The organism is Candidatus Seongchinamella marina (genome assembly GCF_026262685.1).
Classification (GTDB): domain Bacteria; phylum Pseudomonadota; class Gammaproteobacteria; order Pseudomonadales; family Halieaceae; genus Halioglobus; species Halioglobus marinus.
In genome coordinates this window covers 123409-143244 of the sequence record NZ_SHNP01000005.1, presented here as the reverse complement: position 1 = coordinate 143244, position 19836 = coordinate 123409, and the positions used below count along the sequence as shown (strand labels likewise).

The window sequence follows — 19836 nt, the reverse complement described above, 5'->3', positions numbered from 1 at the left end:
CACTGTGAGTATTGTTCCGATTGTTTTACCGTATGGAAAACACCATGCCTAGAGCAGCAAAAAAATCAGCCGATAAAGCAGCTTCCACGGATTTCAAAAACTTCGTGCCCTACAAGCCCAAAAAGGGCGAAGAGTACATGAATGAGAAACAACGTGAGCACTTTAAAGGCATCCTGCTAATCTGGAAAGCAGAGCTTATGCAGGAAGTGGATCGCACTGTGACCCACATGAAAGACGAGGCCGCCAACTTCCCGGATCCCGCTGATCGCGCGACCCAGGAGGAAGAGTTCAGCCTGGAATTGCGTACCCGTGACCGCGAGCGTAAATTGATCAAGAAGATCGATTCGACGATTGAGCGTGTCGAGCATGATGATTACGGATTCTGCGACGCTTGCGGCGTGGAAATCGGCATCAAGCGCCTGGAAGCGCGCCCAACGGCCAACCTGTGCATCGATTGCAAAACACTCGATGAGATCAAGGAAAGGCAGGAAATGGGCTAAGGCTCCTTGCCTGCAACGACCAGCACCTACCGGGGGCGTTTTGCGCCCTCACCCACCGGGCCTCTCCACCTAGGATCCCTGATCGCCGCTGTCGCGAGTTATCTCGATGCCCGTCACAACGAGGGGAGTTGGCTGGTGCGTATGGAAGACCTGGATCCCCCCAGAGAAGAACCCGGCGCTGCCGCAGATATTCTGCAAAGTTTGCTGGACCATGGCCTGCAGTGGGACGAAGAGGTGCTCTGGCAGAGTCGGCGTGGCGATGCCTACAACAACGCGCTTTTGCAATTAGACAACCAGCAGCAACTGTTTCGATGCGATTGCACTCGAGCAATACTGGGTCCGGGCGGAGCTTGCGGCGGGCGATGTTGGCCACGTCAGGCACAGGTGGGCAAACCTTGCGCCTTGCGCGTGAAAGTGGCAGAAGACACTACTATCGATTTCCAGGATCGTTTACAGGGACAACAACAGGAGTACCTGGGCAGCGAACTACCCGACTTCATCCTGCACCGCAAAGACGACCTCTTCGCCTACCAGCTGGCTGTGGTTGTCGACGATGCAGTTCAGAGGATTACCCACATCGTGCGCGGCTGTGACCTCTTGGACTCGACCGGACGACAAATCTACTTGCAACAGCAACTTCAGCTGCTACAACCCCAGTACTGCCATATACCGGTGATTACCAATGATCAGGGGCAGAAGCTCAGCAAACAAAATCACGCCCCTGCCCTGCAGGTCAAAGAGGCCGCGACCAACCTCCGCCGAGCGCTGGCTTTTCTGCAGCAAACAGCGCCGCCACAAACGCTTAATCATTGCGCCGAAATCTTACAGTTCGCCACCCGGCAATGGTCTGTGAGCAATATCCCCGCCGCTATGGGCATTGCTGCTCAACCGAGCTAAACAAACCGCGCACTTTACCCTGCCCGGGTGCTTCAGTAGTATCGGCTGTCTCAAGACCTGACGGACCCTTCAACATGTATGTCAACCGTATCCTGGTGCTTGGCATTGTGCTCGCCCTGATGGCCTTCCCTTTGCTCGCAGACTGGCTCACCTCTGATTACAGCGCATGGTACAGGCCCTATGCTATATGGGTACTAATCATCGCTTTCACCTGGTGGGCATACCGTTCTAGGCACCCGGATGAGCTTTAGCCTCACTCAAATCCTCCTGGCTGTCGCCTTTTACCTGTCGGGACTATTCGCTGTTGCTCTGTTGGCTGATCGCGGCATCATTCCCAGGCGCATCACTCATCACCCGGCTACCTATGTCCTTTCCCTGGGTGTCTTCGCCGGTGCCATGGCCAGTAATGGTGTGATTGAAGTCGCTGCGCGCTATGGCTACAACTTCCTGCTCTACTACGCGGGTGTTGGTTTGGCGTTTGTGCTCGCGGCAATACTCTTGATTCCCTTGTTGCGATTGTCACGGGTTTACCAACTGGCCTCGCTCGCCGACATGTTGACCTTTCGCTTTCGCAGCCCCCGGGTCGGTGCGGCGATCACCATCGCTATGTGCCTGGCAATGTTGCCCATGCTGGCCCTGCAAATACAGGCTATAGGAGACAGTGTTCACATTCTCGCGGGACACAATCGCGAAGTGGAGGGACAGGGCTTTCACCACCAGGGCGTGGCTCTGCTGACCTGCCTGATCATCATTATCTTCGCTATTTTGTTTGGCACTCGCCATGTCTCACCACAGGACCGCAATACTGGGCTGGTCACGGCCATGGCATTTGAATCTCTGGTCAAACTCGGCGCCATGAGCCTGTTGATGCTGGTAGCAATTTACCAGGTGTTCGACGGGCCGGCAGACATACAGCAATGGCTTGCCCAATACCCACCGGCCAAGGCCCAAATGACGCAGAGGGTGTCTCTAGACATTGCTCACGCGATACTGGTGGTATTTTTTGCCGGGGCTGTGTGCATGCCGCACATCTTTCATATGCTCTTTGCCGAGAACACTGAAAGCGAAGATTTGCGTCGGGCAACCTGGGGCATGCCTCTTTACCTGCTGCTGCTGAGCTTGCCGGTGCTGCCGCTGGCATGGGCCTGGATGCGGGTGGGTGAGGACCTGCCTATGGCCTATGCGGGTCTCTCAATGGGCCTTAGCCTGAAGTCCACACCCGTTGCCGTAGCCGCTTTTGTCGCCACGCTCTCAGCCTCCAGCGCCACCATCGTGGTCACCACCTTAGCGCTGGCCAACATGTGTCTCAACCATCTGGTACTTCCTTCTCGAATACTGAACCTGGGCCAGGGTGGCGATATTTACAGCAACCTGAGATGGCTGCGCAGAGTGCTAATCGCGGTGCTGATTTTGGCTGGCTATCTTTTCTATATCGGCCTGAACGGTCGCCAAAGCCTGGTAGAGCTGGCGTTTGTGGCATTCTCAGGCACCCTGCAGTTCCTGCCTGGGCTGGTGGCCACACCTTACTGGCCGAATGCCAACCGCAAGGGGCTGCTCGCCGGACTTTGGTGCGGATTGGGCTTCTGGTTTTTCACCGTGATGCTGCCAGCAACCCGCGGATACGTTCCGGAAATTGCACAACTGTTCGACTCATTGTTCGGTGACAGCAACTTCTGGGCTCTGGCAACAATGCTCGCATTGGCAATAAATACCGCTCTGTTTGTCGGCATCTCACTCTTGAGTCGTGCCACCGAAGAGGAATTGGTCGCCGCTGAAATTTGTTCCATGGATGACCTTTCTCGTCCTATTCGCCAAACACTGCCTGTGGGCAGTGCTAAAGAGTTTGCCGAGAAACTGACCCCCGCACTCGGCGAACGGACGGCACGCTCAGAGATCGACCGCGCCCTGACCCAGCTACAATTTAATGGCAGCGAGACCCGACCGTACGCTCTGCGTCGCCTGCGCAGGCGCGTGGAAGCAAACCTTTCCGGACTATTGGGTCCAGCGGTGGCCCACAATATTATTGAACGCTGCATCCCATTGAAGGCCGGCGGCACCGAGGACATCAACCTCATTGAACGCAGCCTGGACGCGCCTGATATTAAGTTTACCGGCCTGGCAGCAGACCTGGATGCCTTACGTCGGCGCTATCGAGAAACCCTGGACACTCTGCCGGTAGGTATTTGCTCACTGGGCGCCGACGGCGAACTGCTGATGTGGAATCGCAGCATGCGAGACCTCACCGAGGTGGCCGCCGAAGATGTATTGGGTTCATTGTTGTCCGCCTTGCCTGAGCCATGGCGAGCACTGCTGAAAAATTTTCACGACGAGAGCAGTGGCATCATTCTCAAAGCCGAGGTGACCACCGACGCCGCAAACCCCCGCTGGGCCAGCCTCCACAAAACTGTCACGGCTGATGGTGACACTATTATTCTGGTGGAAGATATCAGTGCGATGGAGGTCATGGAGGAAGAGTTGCTGCACAACGAGCGACTGGCATCCATTGGTCGCCTGGCAGCCGGGGTGGCGCACGAAATCGGCAACCCGGTAACTGGCATTGCCTGCCTGGCACAGAACCTGGCGTATGCCGAGGACCCTGCTGAAGTCGCCCTCACCGCTCAGGATATTCTGAAGCAAACAGATCGCGTTACCCGCATCGTCGAATCGCTTGTCAATTTCTCTCACATAGGCTCCAGCGCGCAAGGTTTGCAACTGGCACCCTGCAACCTGGCAGACTGTATCGACGAATCCATTCACCTGCTGGCCCTGGACAGGGAAGCCCAGCAAGTCCGGTTCAGTAATCACTGCGACCGGGAACTGGTGGTACAGGCCGATTCGCAGCGACTCCTGCAGGTATTCGTCAACCTTCTGGCTAATGCCAGGGACGCCTGTGACGAGGATGGCCACGTTCAAATTCAAGCCTATCGTGACGATGCTCGTGTGTTGGTCGACGTTGATGACAATGGCAGCGGGATTCCCGCAGAACTTCAAAGCCAGATATTCGAACCGTTTTTTACCACCAAGGACCCCGGTGCCGGCACCGGACTAGGGCTGGCCCTGGTCTATAGCATAATGGAAGACCTGGGCGGGTCGATACAGCTCACCAGCCCCCTGCAATCTGAACCCAGACCCGGGACCCGTTTTACCTTGCAATTACCCGAGTCGAGTTACGGGGACGCCTTCGATGTGTAACCCATAACCACACGTTACCCCCTAAACTGGTAAAAATTTCACAGTGGGGGTATGTTGTGTAGGTTTTTCACCTCAGGTAACACTTTATGCAGCAGATACTTGTCGTCGAGGATGAATCTGTCATCCGCACTGCCTTGCGCCGACTTCTGGAACGCAGTGGTTACGGGGTAAGCGAAGCCGGATCTGTTCAGCAAGCCGAGTCCGACCACAGCTTCAATGACTTCGATTTGATTATTTCCGACCTGCGATTGCCTGGCGCACCGGGTACCGATCTCATCAAAAAGGCGGGCGATGTACCGGTACTGATAATGACCAGCTATGCAAGCCTGCGTTCCGCTGTGGACTCTATGCGGATGGGCGCCGTGGATTACATTGCCAAACCTTTTGATCACGGCGACATGGTTAACGCGGTAGAGCGTATTATCGCCGATCACCCTACGCAAAAGGCGCAGGAGCAAAAAGCGACGGCATCCAACTCGGGCGATACCAGCAGCACCTCTGGCATCATAGGCAATTGCCAGCCCATACAAATACTATTCGGGCACATCCAGCGTATGGCGCCCACCGAATCGACCGTGCTGGTGCTGGGCGAAACAGGCACTGGCAAAGAGCTTGTCGCTCGCAGCGTGCATCAGCAAAGCAGCCGGGCAAACAAAACCCTGATCTCCGTGAACTGTGCAGCAATTCCCGACACGTTGATCGAGTCAGAGTTGTTTGGCTATGAAAAAGGAGCGTTCACAGGTGCCAATGCCAGCCGGATGGGACTGATCGAGGCCGCCGACGGGGGCACCCTGTTCCTCGATGAAATCGGTGAATTGCCGATGGAGGCCCAGGCCCGACTACTGCGTTTTATTCAGGAAGGGGAGATTCGCCGGATAGGCTCGGTGCACTCACGCAAGGTCAACGTTCGGCTTATCTGTGCAACTCACCGCAACCTGCAGCAGTTGTCTGCAGAGGGCTTGTTCCGTCAGGACCTGTATTACCGTATCAACGTGTTGCGGCTATCACTACCGCCACTGCGCGAAAGAGGCAAGGACATCCTCCACCTCGCCGAGCATATGATGCAATTGCAGACCGAAAAACTGGGCAAAGCCAGCATGCACCTTTCACCTAGGGCGATTCAGGCGATTACCACCTATCAATGGCCAGGGAATGTGAGAGAGCTGGAGCACGCTATTGAAAGAGCCGTTATCCTCTCTGAGTCTGAGGAAGTTGATAACGAAGCCCTCGGCATCGACCTGGAGTTGGTCAACATCAACCGCATTCGTGGCCAGGATGGCATTGTCGGCAGCACCAATCGTTCCAGCATTACCGGCAGCAATGAGCCCCAGGAAGACCTCTCCCTCGAAGACTATTTTCAACGCTTTGTGTTGGAGCATCAGGATTCCATGAGCGAGACCGAATTGGCCCAAAAACTGGGCGTCAGTCGCAAATGTTTATGGGAGCGCAGGCAACGATTTGACATTCCGCGTAGTAAAAGCACGGCGGGAGGAAGGCGCAGAAAAAGTGAACCACAGACAGGATAGGCGTTACCCGGCCGCTTTCTAGGTACCAAAACCAGGGTAATAAGGTAACAACACACTGCGACAGCTACAGCCTAACAATGACTATAAAAACACAACTTGTTGTTTTTAATGAACTTTATAGTAGTTGGCACGTAGAATGCAAAATATCGATCGGTGTCACCAATAAAAATAACAGACGCTGCAATAAAAATAATACATCACACTATGGACCTGGACGGGGAAGAAACCTTCCCCTTCAATTTCCTGTTCCTAACTTCCGGTAAGGCTTGAACGACAGACGCTCATCGTAGTCGACCGAGGTTGGTAATAAGTTACTCTTTTTTGCTTTGGGCTTGAAAATAAAAGCATGAGTGTGTGTGTCTATAACAATAAAAGCACCTTAGAAATAACAATAACTCCTGACGTGAGACCTGGATGGGGAAGACTTTGTCTTCCCCATTATTCATCTGCCCCCTTCTTACCTCTAGCCACAACGCATTTGTGGTAGACTGCCGCATCACAACAGGCCCCAAATGTAAGGCGTACCCCCGATTGAATGTTATCCCCAGGGACAAGCACTGCATCTCCCGTAAAAATATTAGCGACAGTGCTCTCAAGGTAATGTCCCGCCTGCGCTCCCAGGGCCACCAAGCCTATCTGGTCGGCGGTGCCGTGCGCGACCTGCTTCTGGGTAGCAACCCCAAGGACTTTGACATAGCGACTGACGCAACCCCTGAGGAAGTTCACGGCCTATTCAGAAATTCACGAATTATCGGCAGGCGATTTCGCATCGTGCATGTTCGCTTTGGCCGTGAAATCATTGAAGTCACCACCTTTCGGGGGCATCACGAGGGCGGTAACGAAGCCAGCCCCGCTACAGGCGGTAGCCACTCTCGCCAATCAGACAAAGGCCTGCTACTCAGAGACAATGTCTATGGCACTCTTGAAGAAGACGCCGTACGAAGAGATCTGACGGTAAACGCCCTCTACTACGACGCCGGGAAATTCGAGGTTTTTGACCACGTCAATGGACTCACGGATCTCGAGAAACGCCAAATATGCATCATTGGAGAGCCAGCGGTGCGCTACCGCGAAGATCCGGTGCGAATGCTTCGAACAGTTCGTTTTGCCGCTAAGCTAAACTTCGATATTGAGCAAAACACTGCCAAAGCCATACCAGCTTGCGCTGCTCTGCTGCGAGAGATTCCATCGGCACGCCTGTTTGATGAATTCCTCAAGCTATTTTTGTCCGGCTATGCTGCAGCCACGTTAGAACAGTTACTGGAACATGATCTCCTGCAATTTCTGTTCGACGAAACCAGTCACCTATTGCATCAGGATGCAATGTCACTTGCCCTGGTACGAGCCGCGATGGCCAACACGGACAAGCGCATCGCTGATGACAAGCCGGTAACTCCTGCATTTATCCTGGCCGCTTTGCTATGGCCCGTTGTGGTGCGCACGGCAGCACAGCAGGAGAACCGCGGCGACCCGCCGATGGTAGCGATGCACAACGCTTCCCAACAGACCATTTCTGAGGCTAGCCAGCAGTTATCAATTCCTCGCCGATTTAGCCAGCCGATGCGCGAGATCTGGGAATTCCAGCTGCGCCTGCAACGTCGTCAAGGCAAGAAGGCCGCAGAGTTAGTGGAACACCGGCGCTTCCGCGCAGCCTATGACTTTTTGTTACTGCGAGAACAGGCGGGAGAAGACACCGGCGACCTGGGTGAGTGGTGGACTGAGTACCAAACTCTGGACATGGACCAGCGTCTTGCCAAATCCGCAGAGCACAATGGTAAATCCGGCAGCCGCCGGCGCCCCCGCAAACGGCGCAATAACCAACAGACATGAGTCGCGCCTTTATCGCGTTGGGGAGTAACCTGGGAGAACCGCTGGACCAGTTGCAGCGGGCGGCAGCCAGTATAGACCAACTCTCCGATAGTGCGGTTATCCAGATTTCCAGCGCCTATCGCAGCTCCGCAGTGGGTCCTGGCGAACAGCCCGACTACCTCAACGCGGTGTTGCTGCTTGAAACCACCCTGACGCCTATGGCGCTGCTCACTGCACTGCAGGAAATCGAGAGTGCCCAGGGTCGGGAGCGAAACCTGCGCTGGGGGGCACGCACCCTGGACCTGGATATACTGCTCTACGACCAGCAGGCCGTAGATAGCCTGCACCTGACAATCCCTCACCCACGGATGAAAGAGCGTAACTTCGTGCTGTATCCGCTACTTGAAATCAGCCAACCTAAATTGATGCTGCCGGACGGCGCGGAACTTGGTACATTAGTAGCCGCATGCCCCTTAGGGAAGCTTCAAAAAACAACGTTTTCGCTTTGCGCTGGTAACGGCGCCAATACAAGAAACGCTGATCAAACAGGCCCGGATTAAGGAGAGCTCGGCCATTAAAATCGACCTGAAAGGGCGCACACCCCCCTCATACATTGCCGTTGAAGGCCCTATCGGCGTGGGTAAAACGACCCTCACCAAACGCCTGGCGACCACATTCAATTACCAGACTCTTCTGGAGGAAGCGGAGCAAAATCCCTTTCTGGAGAAATTCTATCGCAACCGGCAACAGGCAGCGCTCGCCACACAGCTCTTCTTCCTGTTCCAGCGGGCGCAGAAAATTCAGGACCTGCGTCAGGCGGATATCTTCGAACCAGTGCGGGTCGCCGACTTCCTGATAGAGAAAGATCCACTGTTTGCCCGAATCAACCTGGACAGAGAGGAATTCCAGCTCTACCAAAAGGTCTATGAGCAACTAACCATTGATGCCCCAAAACCAGACCTGGTCATATACTTACAGGCCTCCACAGATGTCCTGCTGTCCCGCATTAATAGCCGAGGAATTGCAGTGGAACAGGGCATCGAACGCGACTATCTTGAGCGCCTGAACGAAGTGTACAGTGAGTTCTTTCTATATTACGATGGCGCCCCTCTGCTGATCGTCAATGCCAGTGAAATTGACCTGGCCAGCGGCGACACAGACTACAGCCACCTGGTGGACTACCTGCTGGATATTCGCAGCGGCCGCCACTATTTCAACCCGACATTTTTCGGATAGAACACAAGGTAGCCCATGGGCAAGGTCACCATCAGTACTCTGGACAAAATGAAGGCAGCAGACGAGAAGTTTGTCTGTATCACCGCCTATGACGCCACCTTCGCGCGCATGATCAGCGAAGCGGGTGCAGAGACGATACTGGTAGGTGACTCTCTGGGCATGGTGCTTCAGGGGCATGACAGCACCATTCAGGTCACTGTCGATGATATGGCCTATCACACGGAGTGCGTGTGCCGGGCAGCGCCTGAATCTCTGGTCATCGCCGACATGCCGTTTATGAGTTACACCACTCCGGAGCAAACTATGGTCAATGCCACCGCGCTAATGCAGGCGGGCGCCCAGATGATCAAGATGGAAGGTGGTACCTGGTTGTCGGATAGCATCAGCATGCTGGTTGAGCGCGGCATACCTGTCTGTGCCCACCTGGGCCTGACCCCCCAGTCGGTCAATCAGTTTGGCGGCTTCAAAGTTCAGGGCCGCACCCCCAAGGAAGCCAAATCTATTCTCGCCGATGCGGTAGAGATCCAGGATGCTGGCGCCAGCCTGCTGGTCCTGGAGTGCATTCCCGCTGGCCTGGCAGCCGATATATCTTCCAAGTTGGATATTCCCGTTATTGGTATCGGCGCCGGAGCCGGCACCGACGCCCAGGTATTGGTAATGCATGACCTACTGGGTTTATCGGGGCATACCGCCCGCTTTGTGGAAGACTTCATGGCCGGGCAAAGTAGCATTCAGGGCGCTCTGCAAGCCTTCGTCAACGCTGTAAAATCGGGCGAATACCCGCGCGAAGAACACACTTATAACTGATCATCTCCCTGTTTTAGCTGCCCACTGCGCCCATGACACCCTTGACCCTTGCTTTGCACACTAGACTGCTGACACGCGTTACCCGTCTAAGAAAATGCGGCATGAATTTTTCCGAAAATGCCGTTGCCCGATAACAGGGCATCGGGCATACTTTCCTTCCCTCCAAAAGCACTAATTTGGACGGGGGTTTTCGACTGGTTTGACTACTGGTTTAGCGTCGCCAATCCGTACCGCGGGGTCAGGTAGATATGCGAACTTGCAACAGCAATGCTCAGTTACAGGCAGCTCTGAAGCGCTTTCGCAGCGAAGGTCAGAGTATCGTCTTTGTGCCCACTATGGGCAATCTTCACGAGGGACACCTGGACCTGGTCCGCAAAGCCCGTACCCTCTGTGACATCGTTGTTGTCTCTATTTTTGTGAACCCACTTCAGTTTGGAGCTGGCGAAGACCTTGACGGCTATCCGCGCACCATGGCCGCGGACAAGGAAAAACTGTTTGCTGAGGGCGTTCAGCTGCTATACGCCCCCGGGGTAGAGGATATTTATCCTGATGGCATGTCCCGGCAGACCATCGTCAGTGTTCCCGAACTGGGAGACACTCTCTGCGGCAGTAGCCGACCCGGTCATTTCGACGGGGTAACGACGGTGGTTAGCAAACTGTTCAATATCGTTCAGCCCGATGTTTCAGTGTTCGGCGAGAAAGATTTCCAGCAACTCTCCATCGTTCGCAAAATGGTTAAGGATTTGTGCATGGCGATCGAAATTGTCGGGGTAAAGACTACCCGGGACGAGGACGGCCTGGCCAAAAGCTCGCGTAATGGCTACCTCAGCCAGGCTGAACGCAGTATAGCTCCACTCCTGCACCAGACCTTAACCACCTGCCGCGAAGCCATCGCCTGTGACTTCGATAACTTCCTGCAACTGGAATCCCATGCTCGAATGAAATTATTACAAGCTGGCTTCGAACCGGATTACTTTGCCATTCGCGACGCACGCACGCTGCGGGCCGTCACAGAAGACACCGAAGAAATTGCCATTCTCGCCGCTGCTAGTCTTGGAAATACCCGATTGATTGACAATGTCCGCCTGTCCTTAAACCCAGTGGGCGACTGGAGAATGCTGGCCGACGGCTGAACCCTCCGGGCATTAATAAAACCCTCATGAGACCTTAGTCGGCTTGAATCACTGCCATAGCCCCGTATTATCAGCTATTCAGTACCCACCCATTACCCATAAAGCGAAGGATTCGTCATGTCCGAATTTCCCACCCATTTGGTTCCAGCAAATTTCAACGATGCGCATATCAACGCAGAGCGTTACCAGGCGATGTACAAGCGTTCCATTGAAGACCCAGACGCCTTCTGGGGAGAAATGGCCAGCGAATTCCTGAGCTGGGAAAAACCCTGGGATAAAGTTGTGGAGTTCGACTTCGTCAAAGGAGAGGCTGCATGGTTTGCCGGGGGTAAACTGAACGTCAGTCACAACTGCATCGATCGTCACCTGCCAGAACGCGCTGATCAAACAGCCCTCATCTGGGAAGGCGATGATCCAGCAGACAGCAAGCACATCACCTACGCTGAACTTAAAGACCACGTCTGCAAGCTCGCTAACGCACTGAAAGCACGCGGCGTGAAGAAAGGTGATCGCGTGTGCATTTATATGCCGATGATTCCCGAGGCGACCTATGCCATGTTGGCTTGCACCCGAATCGGCGCTGTTCATTCCATTGTCTTCGGTGGCTTTTCACCAGAGGCACTGAAGGATCGCATTTTGGATTCGGACTGCCAGACGGTGATCACCGCGGATGAGGGCGTGCGCGGAGGTCGCTCGGTACCACTTAAAGACAACGCGGACAAAGCACTGGAGGCCTGCCCCAATGTCCATACTTGCCTGGTAGTCAGGCGCACCGGCGGAGATGTCACATGGACAGAATCTCGCGATGTCTACTACGGAGATCTGGTCGATAGCCAGAGTAGCGATTGTCCATCTGAGCCCATGGACGCAGAAGACCCGCTGTTCATTCTCTATACCTCAGGCTCCACAGGTAAGCCCAAGGGCGTATTACATACGACCGCAGGCTACCTGTTGCAGGCGAGCATGACCTTCAAATACGTCTTTGACTATCGCGAGGGAGAGGTTTACTGGTGCACCGCCGATGTGGGCTGGGTGACCGGTCACAGCTATATTGTCTATGGGCCCCTGGCTAACGGAGCTATTAGCCTGATGTTTGAAGGGGTACCTACCTACCCCGACGCGGGTCGCTGCTGGGAAATCGTAGACAAGCATCAGGTTAACATCTTCTACACTGCTCCCACGGCCATCCGGGCACTGCAGGCGGTAGGAAACGAACCGGTCACCCGTTCCTCGCGCTCCAGCTTGAGACTACTGGGCACTGTCGGCGAGCCAATTAACCCCGAAGCCTGGACCTGGTACCACGAAGTTGTGGGTGACAGTCGCTGCCCCATCGTCGACACCTGGTGGCAGACCGAGACCGGGGGACATATGATCACTCCACTGCCCGGGGCTACCGCACTGAAGCCCGGCTCGGCCACATTCCCCTTCTTCGGTGTTGATCTCGCATTACTCAATGAGGATGGCTCTGAAGTTGAAGGTCCCGGCTCAGGCTACCTGGTCATCAAATCTTCGTGGCCCGGACAAATACGCAGTGTTTACGGTGACCATAAGCGAATGATAGACACATACTTCAGTAACTACCCTGGCTATTACTTCACCGGCGACGGCGCCACCAGGGACGATGACGGCTACTATTGGATCACCGGCCGCGTAGATGATGTGCTCAACGTTTCTGGGCACCGTATGGGTACCGCAGAGGTCGAGAGCGCCCTGGTGCTGCATGACGATATCGCTGAGGCCGCAGTGGTCGGTTTCCCTCATGATATTAAAGGCCAGGGCATTTACGCTTACGTCACCCCCATGCACGGCGTGGAACTCAGCGAGGAGTTACGCCAGGAGCTGATTCAACTGTGTGTGAAGGAGATTGGACCAATCGCCAAGCCCGATATTATTCAGTGGGCGCCGGGACTACCAAAGACGCGCTCCGGGAAAATTATGCGACGCATCCTGCGTAAAATTGCAGAGAACGAATTGGATAGCCTGGGAGATACCAGCACACTGGCAGATCCCTCTGTAGTAGAAAGTCTGGTTGGGAATCGACCGGCTTAGCCTGTCGCTAAACAAAAAAGGGGTGCATCGTCGATGCACCCCTTTTTTGTTTCAGTGAAGTTGGCTCGCTTTATTCAGCGGCCTCTTCGGCAGGGGCTTCGTCTTCCAACAGTTCCTTGATGGAGAGCTTGATGCGACCTCGTTGGTCAACGTCCAGAACCTTAACCTTCACTTCCTGGCCTTCACTCAGGTAGTCGGTCACATTCTCAACGCGCTCATTAGCGATCTGCGAGATGTGTACCAGACCGTCCTTGCCAGGCAGGATGTTGACGAATGCACCGAAGTCAACGATGCGTGCAACGGTACCGGTATAAACGGCGCCTACATCAGCTTCTGCAGTGATTTCCTCAACCATGGCAACCGCTTTGTCGCGAGCCATTTGGTCCTGGCCAAAGATACGCACAGTGCCGTCATCGTCGATATCGACAGTGGCGCCGGACTGCTCGGTGATAGAACGGATAGTAGCGCCGCCCTTACCGATAATGTCACGGATCTTGTCGGAGTCGACCTTCAGCGTCATCATGCTAGGTGCATTCTCAGAAGTCACAGTACGACCTTCTGCCAGCACTTCATTCATTTGACCAAGGATGTGCAGGCGAGCGTGCTGAGCCTGATCCAGTGCAGTTTCCATGATCTGGGCGGTGATGCCTTCGATCTTGATATCCATCTGCAGCGCGGTAATACCTTCAGCAGTACCAGCCACTTTAAAGTCCATGTCACCCAGGTGATCTTCGTCACCCAGAATGTCGGTCAAAACTGCGAACTGATTGCCGTCCTTAACCAGACCCATAGCGATACCGGCTACTGGTGCCTTCAGCGGTACGCCTGCAGCCATCAGGCCCAGGGAACCGGCACAGACAGAGGCCATTGAGCTGGAGCCGTTAGATTCGGTGATTTCCGAAACGACGCGGATAGTGTAAGGGAACTCTTCCTGGTTAGGCAGGACTGCTGCCAAACCACGACGTGCCAGGCGACCATGGCCAACTTCACGACGGCTGGTAAACCCAACACGACCCGCTTCACCCACAGAATAGGGAGGGAAGTTGTAGTGCAGCATAAACGGATCACGACGCTCACCGTGCAGCGCATCAATAATCTGTGCATCGCGGGTAGAGCCCAGAGTCACAGCGCCGATAGCCTGAGTTTCGCCACGAGTGAACAAGGCTGAACCGTGTGCTTTAGCCAATACATCCACTTCACACGCGATCGCACGCACAGTGCGGGTATCACGGCCGTCAATGCGAGGCTCGCCGGCGAGGATGCGCTTACGAACCAGGGTCTTCTCAACGCTCTTGAAAATATCCTTAATGTCGTCAGCTGAGGGGCCACCTTCAACTGCCAATGCTTCTAAACAGGCACTGCGTACTTCACCGACGCGCTCGTAGCGAGCCGATTTCTCAGTAATGCGATAGGCTTCACCCAGGTCATTCTTAACCTGACCTTCAACCGCTGCCAGCAGCTCTTCGTTAATTTCGTCTGCTTGCCAGTCCCACTTGGGCTTGCCAGATTCGGCTACCAGCTCGTTAATCGCCTGAACCACAGTCTGCATTTCCTGGTGGGCAAACAGAACCGCACCCAGCATCTGATCTTCACTCAGTTCTTTTGCTTCAGACTCAACCATCAGTACTGCGTCAGCAGTACCGGCAACAACCATGTCCAGCTTGCTTTCTTCCAGCTGCTCATAGGTGGGGTTAAGGATGTAGCCTTTCTCGTCGCTAAACCCTACTCGAGCACCGCCGATAGGGCCGTTAAAGGGAGCGCCTGAAATGGCCAGGGCTGCAGATGTTCCGATCATGGCTGGAATATCCGGGTCGATGTGCTTGTCGGCAGACATCACGGTACAAACAACCTGGACTTCGTTCATGAAGCCATTGGGGAACAGAGGACGAATAGGACGGTCGATCAGGCGACTGGTCAGGGTCTCTTTTTCGCTAGGACGAGCTTCGCGCTTGAAGAAGCCGCCGGGGATCTTGCCCACTGAGTATGTTTTTTCAACGTAGTGTACGGCCAGCGGGAAAAAATCGCGCCCTGGGCGCTGAGTTTTCTCTGCCACTACAGTACATAGCACTGAGGTATTTTCGACGGTAACCAGAACCGAACCTGTCGCCTGACGGGCGATGCGGCCGGTTTCCAGAGTGACTGTCTGATCACCGTACTGGAAAGTTTTTGTTACTGGATTCACTTTATTTCTCCAATTCTATATATGACGACCGGGGCCCCTTGGCCCCGGTTATTGTTACAACTTATCGACGCAGACCGAGTCGCTTGATCAGATCGGTATAACGCGCTGCATCTTTGCGCTTGAGATAGTCCAGCAACTTGCGACGCTGGTTAACCATGCGGATCAGGCCGCGGCGTGAGTGATGGTCGTGCTTGTGCGACTGGAAGTGTCCCTGTAGCTGCTCGATGTTCGCCGTCAGCAGTGCTACCTGCACTTCCGGAGAACCTGTGTCGCCTTCTCCCACTTTGTAGTCGTTTACGATTGCTGCTTTCTGTTCAGCATTTAAAGCCATTTTCTATTCCTCTTTAATAATCTGCCTGAGGTGGCGTACCACCTTTTTTAAAAAAAAGAGCCTATCCGTGCAGATTAACAGACAGGTTCGTGTCACCCCTTACTGGGTGACTATCAGTCGACGCGGCGCTACACGCCCATCGTCTAATATCTCTCCAACGCCCAGAAACTCACCGGTCTCCAACGCGACGCGCACCATACCACTACCGGGCGCATTTGGCACCAGTACCGGCTGGCCCTGGCGTATATAAAACCCACCGGATTCACCCAGCTCAACCAGAGGCAGGGACTTCACGGCGGTGTCGGCGGGCAACAGCAGATCATCCATCTGCGCCACCGCATCGTTCTGCTTCAATGTTTCCAGAGTATTCATGGTCACACTGTCTTCAAGACTGAATGGGCCCGCTTTAGTCCGTCTCAAGGCACTCACATGTGCCCCGCACCCCAGCGCTCGCCCCAGGTCTTCAGCAATAGAACGCACATACGTTCCCTTACTGCACTCCAGATATACATCTACTTCGGGCCTTTCACCCGGGCGAAACTCGAGCAACTCCAGCTTTTTAATCACCAAGGTTCGCGACTTGCGCTCTACTTCTATACCCTGGCGAGCCAGCTTGTACAGCGGCTGCCCATTCTGCTTGATCGCGGAGAACATGGACGGCACCTGCTCTATTTCTCCGCGGAAAGCCTCAAGGGCCTGTTGCACATCCGCTTCGCCAACGTCACTGGCGTCATTGGTCTCAAGTATCTGGCCTTCTGCATCGCCGCTGTCAGTTACCGTACCCAGCACAAACGTGCTCTGGTAAGCCTTGTCTGCATCCAGCAGGTACTGCGAAAACTTGGTTGCCTCACCAAAGCACAACGGCAACACGCCGGTGGCCAAGGGATCCAGACTGCCGGTGTGGCCTGCTTTTGCAGCAAAATAAAGCCGCTTCGCTGCCTGCAAAGCATGGTTGGAACTCACTCCCAATGGCTTGTCCAACACCAAGATGCCGCTAACTGCGCGACCCCGGCGGCGTCTCGCCACCGCCTATTGCTCCTCTGCGCTATCGTCGCGCAGACCCATTTCACGATCAGAATCCGCAGCCTTGCGGATCAGGTCTTCCATGTCCCTGCCGCGGCCAACACTGGAATCAAAATAAAATCGCAGCTGCGGCACCATGCGCATGCTGCTTTCGCGGGACAGCTGACTTCGCAAAAAACCTGCGGCCTTGTTCAATGCCTCATTGCACTCTTTCGACTCATCAGTGGAATTGGCAGACATGGACGTGTAATAGACCTTCGCATGACCCATGTCACGGCTCACGTCCACACCGGTGATGCTAACCATCCCCACCCGGGGATCGCGCACTTCGTGCTGAATCAGGGCCGCCAACTCACGCTGCAAAAAATCTGCTACGCGCTGGGTTCTGGCATATTCTTTGGCCATAGTCTGCTGTCTCTATTGCCGCTTACAAAGAGCGGGCAATTTCCTTGACTTCAAATACCTCGATTAAGTCGCCCGCTTTGACATCCGTGTAGTTCTTCACGCCGATACCACACTCGGTACCATTGCGAACGTCTGCAGCATCATCCTTAAATCGACGCAAGGATTCCAACTCGCCCTGGTAGATCACCACGTTGTCACGCAAAACACGAATCGGCTTGGACCGGTAAACAGTGCCCTCGATGACCATACACCCGGCAATCTGGCCAAACTTTGGCGAGCTGAACACGTCGCGAACTTCTGCGATGCCAACAATTTCCTCGCGCAATTCCGGAGCCAGCATGCCCGACAAGGCGGACTTAACATCGTCTATCAAGTCATAAATAACGTTGTAGTAGCGCAGGTCTACCCCCTCGCCCTCAATTAGTCTGCGTGCGGCATTGTCAGCACGCACGTTGAAACCAAACATAACCGCACTAGAAGTCATCGCCAGCGTTACATCGGTCTCGGCGATTCCGCCCACGCCGCCAGTGACAATATTCACTTGAACTTCCTCGTTACCCAAATCCAGCAAAGCAGTTTGAATCGCTTCGAGGGAACCACGAACGTCGGCCTTGACCACCACGTTGAGCGTCTTTCTCTCACCAGCGGTCATACTTTCAAACATATTGTCCAACTTGGCAGCCTGCTGGCGAGCCAACTTGTTGTCGCGCGTCTTCTCCTGACGGAAATCAGCAATTTCGCGGGCGCGCTTTTCGCTCTCCACAGCCGCAAACTGATCTCCCGCATCGGGCGTGCCATCCAGACCCAGGATCTCTACTGGAATGGACGGTCCCGCTTCGTCGATCGGCTCGCCATTCTCGTCCAGCATGGCGCGTACGCGTCCATACTGCAGGCCAGCAAGAACAATATCGCCTTTGCGCAGGGTACCGCTCTGGATTAACAGGGAGGCAACAGAGCCACGCCCCTTGTCCAGGCGAGATTCAATGACAATACCTTGAGCGGGTACGTCTTTCGGCGCCTGCAGTTCCAGCAATTCAGACTGCAACAGCACCGCTTCCAGCAATTCATTTACACCATCGCCTGTTTGGGCAGAAACGGGAATAAACTGGGTATCACCGCCCCAATCCTCAGGGATGACTTCCTTGGCGGACAATTCGTTCTTGACCCGCTCAGGGTCAGCGCCCTCCTTGTCCATTTTGTTAATAGCCACGATCAACGGCACACCCGCCGCCCGCGCATGCATGACTGCCTCTTCTGTTTGCGGCATCACACCGTCATCAGCTGCAACCACCAAAATAACGATGTCGGTGCTCTTGGCACCCCGTGCGCGCATCGCGGTAAACGCTGCGTGTCCCGGCGTGTCAAGGAAGGAAATCATTCCATGGTCTGTATCCACGTGATAGGCGCCAATGTGCTGGGTAATACCGCCAGCTTCGGCAGAAGCCACATGGCTCTTGCGGATGTAGTCCAGCAGCGAGGTCTTGCCGTGGTCAACATGGCCCATAACGGTCACTACAGGTGCACGCGGCTCCGCATTACCTTCATCTGTGTTTTGAGCCAGGCTTTCTTCCAGGCTTTCTTCCAGAGCGTCTGCGCTGACAGCTTTCACTGCGTGACCCATCTCCTCTACAACCAGCGTAGCGGTGTCCTGGTCGATCATCTGGTTGATGTTAGCCATCACGCCCAGTGTCATCAGCTGCTTAATCACTTCGCCAGCCTTAATAGACATCTGCTGGGCCAGGTCGCCCACTGAGATCATGTCGGCAATTTCGACTTCCACCGCTTTCTTTTCGGTGGGCATTTCAAAACCGTGTTTGGAGTGCTCCTCGTGTGAAGCTTTCAGCTTCTTGCGACCACGACGGCGAGACATCCCCGACTCTGCGCGATCCAGGTCGGACAGAGACAGGTTGTGCCCTCTTTGCTTGCCACGACCCTGTGGGCCTCTGTCGCCGCGAGCACCTGGCTTCTTTTTGCGCTGATCTGCACCCGGGGCGGCAGTAGGTGCGTCGTGAAGGCGCTTGGGGCGCTTGATAGTTTCCTGTGCCTTTTCAGCCTTGGCTTTGGTTGCTGCTTCGGCTTCCTTACGCTCCTCTTCAGCCTTGCGTGCGTCCAGGGCTACTTTGCGTGCTTCAGCCTCGTCAGCCTCTTGTTTCATACGGCGAGCCGCCGCGCGCTGACGCAGAACCTCTGGATCCAGGTTAGCGAGGTCTTCTTCGCTCTCAGACTCTGGCTCTGGAACAAACTCAGCCTCAGCTACCTTGACGGCCTCTTCAGCGGCTTTTGCAGCCTCTGCCGCGGCTTGTGCTTCGACTTCAGCGGCAGCAGCTTGTACTTCAAGCGGCTCTGCATTCACATCTTCGCCTGCGACGTCCTCTGCAGCCAGTTCTTCTGCACCAAGCTCTTCCTGGTCACGCTTGACATAGGTGCGCTTCTTGCGAACTTCTACGTTGACCGTTTTCTTACCTTGGGAACCAGAACTCTTCAGGGTGCTGATGGTTTTTCTCTTCAGCGTAATGCGTTTGGGCGCGTCCGTGGACTCACCGTGGCTACGCTTGAGAAAAGTCAGCAATGTTTGCTTGTCCTCGTCGGACACTGCCTGCTCCGCCTCACTGTGTGGCAGCCCCGCTTCCTTCATCTGCGTCAGCAGACGTTCGGCGGATGCCCCCACGACTTCTGCGAGTTGCTGTACTGTCACCTGCGCCATGCAATCTTCTCCTCGATACCCTGTCTTCTAGTGTCTGCCCTA

The 19836-nt window shown here is 54.9% G+C and carries 16 protein-coding genes; 11 read left to right on the top strand and 5 right to left on the bottom strand.

Annotated features, from left to right (window positions below; all coding sequences use genetic code 11):
- The first annotated feature begins 44 nt into the window (after nucleotides 1-44).
- The 11 genes from dksA (at nucleotide 45) to acs (ending at nucleotide 13149) form a co-directional block, all read left to right on the top strand.
- A complete protein-coding gene (gene dksA, locus EYC87_RS14310; protein ID WP_279253476.1) occupies nucleotides 45-500 on the top strand; it encodes an RNA polymerase-binding protein DksA in 456 nt (151 codons plus the stop codon).
- 6 nt (nucleotides 501-506) lie between these two features.
- Nucleotides 507-1397: a tRNA glutamyl-Q(34) synthetase GluQRS gene (gene gluQRS / locus EYC87_RS14305; RefSeq protein ID WP_279253475.1), complete on the top strand. Its 891-nt coding sequence runs from the start codon at nucleotides 507-509 to the stop codon at nucleotides 1395-1397.
- 74 nt (nucleotides 1398-1471) lie between these two features.
- The gene (locus tag EYC87_RS14300) at nucleotides 1472-1648 is read left to right on the top strand and encodes a hypothetical protein (RefSeq protein WP_007229768.1); all 177 of its coding nucleotides are present in this window, start codon (nucleotides 1472-1474) and stop codon (nucleotides 1646-1648) included.
- On the top strand, nucleotides 1638-4589 hold the full coding sequence (locus tag EYC87_RS14295; protein ID WP_279253474.1) for an ATP-binding protein: 2952 nt from the start codon (nucleotides 1638-1640) through the stop codon (nucleotides 4587-4589). Before EYC87_RS14300 ends, EYC87_RS14295 begins: the two co-directional genes overlap by 11 nt.
- An 86-nt stretch (nucleotides 4590-4675) precedes the next feature.
- Complete coding sequence (locus EYC87_RS14290) at nucleotides 4676-6115, top strand: sigma-54-dependent transcriptional regulator (RefSeq protein WP_007229804.1); 1440 nt, start codon at nucleotides 4676-4678, stop codon at nucleotides 6113-6115.
- Between the two features lie 531 nt (nucleotides 6116-6646).
- Nucleotides 6647-7945 (top strand): polynucleotide adenylyltransferase PcnB, encoded by a 1299-nt coding sequence (gene pcnB / locus EYC87_RS14285; RefSeq protein WP_279253473.1) that lies wholly within the window; start codon nucleotides 6647-6649, stop codon nucleotides 7943-7945.
- Nucleotides 7942-8484, top strand: coding sequence for a 2-amino-4-hydroxy-6-hydroxymethyldihydropteridine diphosphokinase (gene folK, locus EYC87_RS14280; RefSeq protein WP_279253472.1), 543 nt, complete (start codon nucleotides 7942-7944; stop codon nucleotides 8482-8484). Before pcnB ends, folK begins: the two co-directional genes overlap by 4 nt.
- Complete coding sequence (locus tag EYC87_RS14275; protein WP_279253745.1) at nucleotides 8480-9160, top strand: deoxynucleoside kinase; 681 nt, start codon at nucleotides 8480-8482, stop codon at nucleotides 9158-9160. Before folK ends, EYC87_RS14275 begins: the two co-directional genes overlap by 5 nt.
- A 15-nt stretch (nucleotides 9161-9175) precedes the next feature.
- Nucleotides 9176-9967 carry a 3-methyl-2-oxobutanoate hydroxymethyltransferase gene (panB, locus tag EYC87_RS14270; protein WP_279253471.1) on the top strand — a complete coding sequence of 264 codons (792 nt, stop codon included), beginning with the start codon at nucleotides 9176-9178 and terminating at the stop codon, nucleotides 9965-9967.
- 248 nt (nucleotides 9968-10215) lie between these two features.
- On the top strand, nucleotides 10216-11100 hold the full coding sequence (gene panC, locus EYC87_RS14265; RefSeq protein WP_279253470.1) for a pantoate--beta-alanine ligase: 885 nt from the start codon (nucleotides 10216-10218) through the stop codon (nucleotides 11098-11100).
- Between the two features lie 117 nt (nucleotides 11101-11217).
- Entirely contained in the window at nucleotides 11218-13149 is a 1932-nt protein-coding gene (gene acs, locus EYC87_RS14260) for an acetate--CoA ligase (protein WP_279253469.1), read from the top strand.
- A gap of 70 nt (nucleotides 13150-13219) precedes the next feature.
- Here acs and pnp read toward each other — a convergent pair whose 3' ends face one another.
- The 5 genes from pnp to infB form a co-directional block, all read right to left on the bottom strand.
- The gene (gene pnp, locus EYC87_RS14255) at nucleotides 13220-15331 is read right to left on the bottom strand and encodes a polyribonucleotide nucleotidyltransferase (RefSeq protein ID WP_279253468.1); all 2112 of its coding nucleotides are present in this window, start codon (nucleotides 15329-15331) and stop codon (nucleotides 13220-13222) included.
- 61 nt (nucleotides 15332-15392) lie between these two features.
- The gene (gene rpsO, locus EYC87_RS14250; RefSeq protein ID WP_007229748.1) at nucleotides 15393-15662 is read right to left on the bottom strand and encodes a 30S ribosomal protein S15; all 270 of its coding nucleotides are present in this window, start codon (nucleotides 15660-15662) and stop codon (nucleotides 15393-15395) included.
- A gap of 99 nt (nucleotides 15663-15761) precedes the next feature.
- Nucleotides 15762-16688: a tRNA pseudouridine(55) synthase TruB gene (gene truB / locus EYC87_RS14245; protein WP_279253467.1), complete on the bottom strand. Its 927-nt coding sequence runs from the start codon at nucleotides 16686-16688 to the stop codon at nucleotides 15762-15764.
- Nucleotides 16689-16691: 3 nt separating this feature from the next.
- A complete protein-coding gene (gene rbfA / locus EYC87_RS14240; RefSeq protein ID WP_007229833.1) occupies nucleotides 16692-17090 on the bottom strand; it encodes a 30S ribosome-binding factor RbfA in 399 nt (132 codons plus the stop codon).
- 22 nt (nucleotides 17091-17112) lie between these two features.
- Nucleotides 17113-19794 carry a translation initiation factor IF-2 gene (gene infB / locus EYC87_RS14235; RefSeq protein WP_279253466.1) on the bottom strand — a complete coding sequence of 894 codons (2682 nt, stop codon included), beginning with the start codon at nucleotides 19792-19794 and terminating at the stop codon, nucleotides 17113-17115.
- Between the last annotated feature and the right edge of the window lie 42 nt (nucleotides 19795-19836).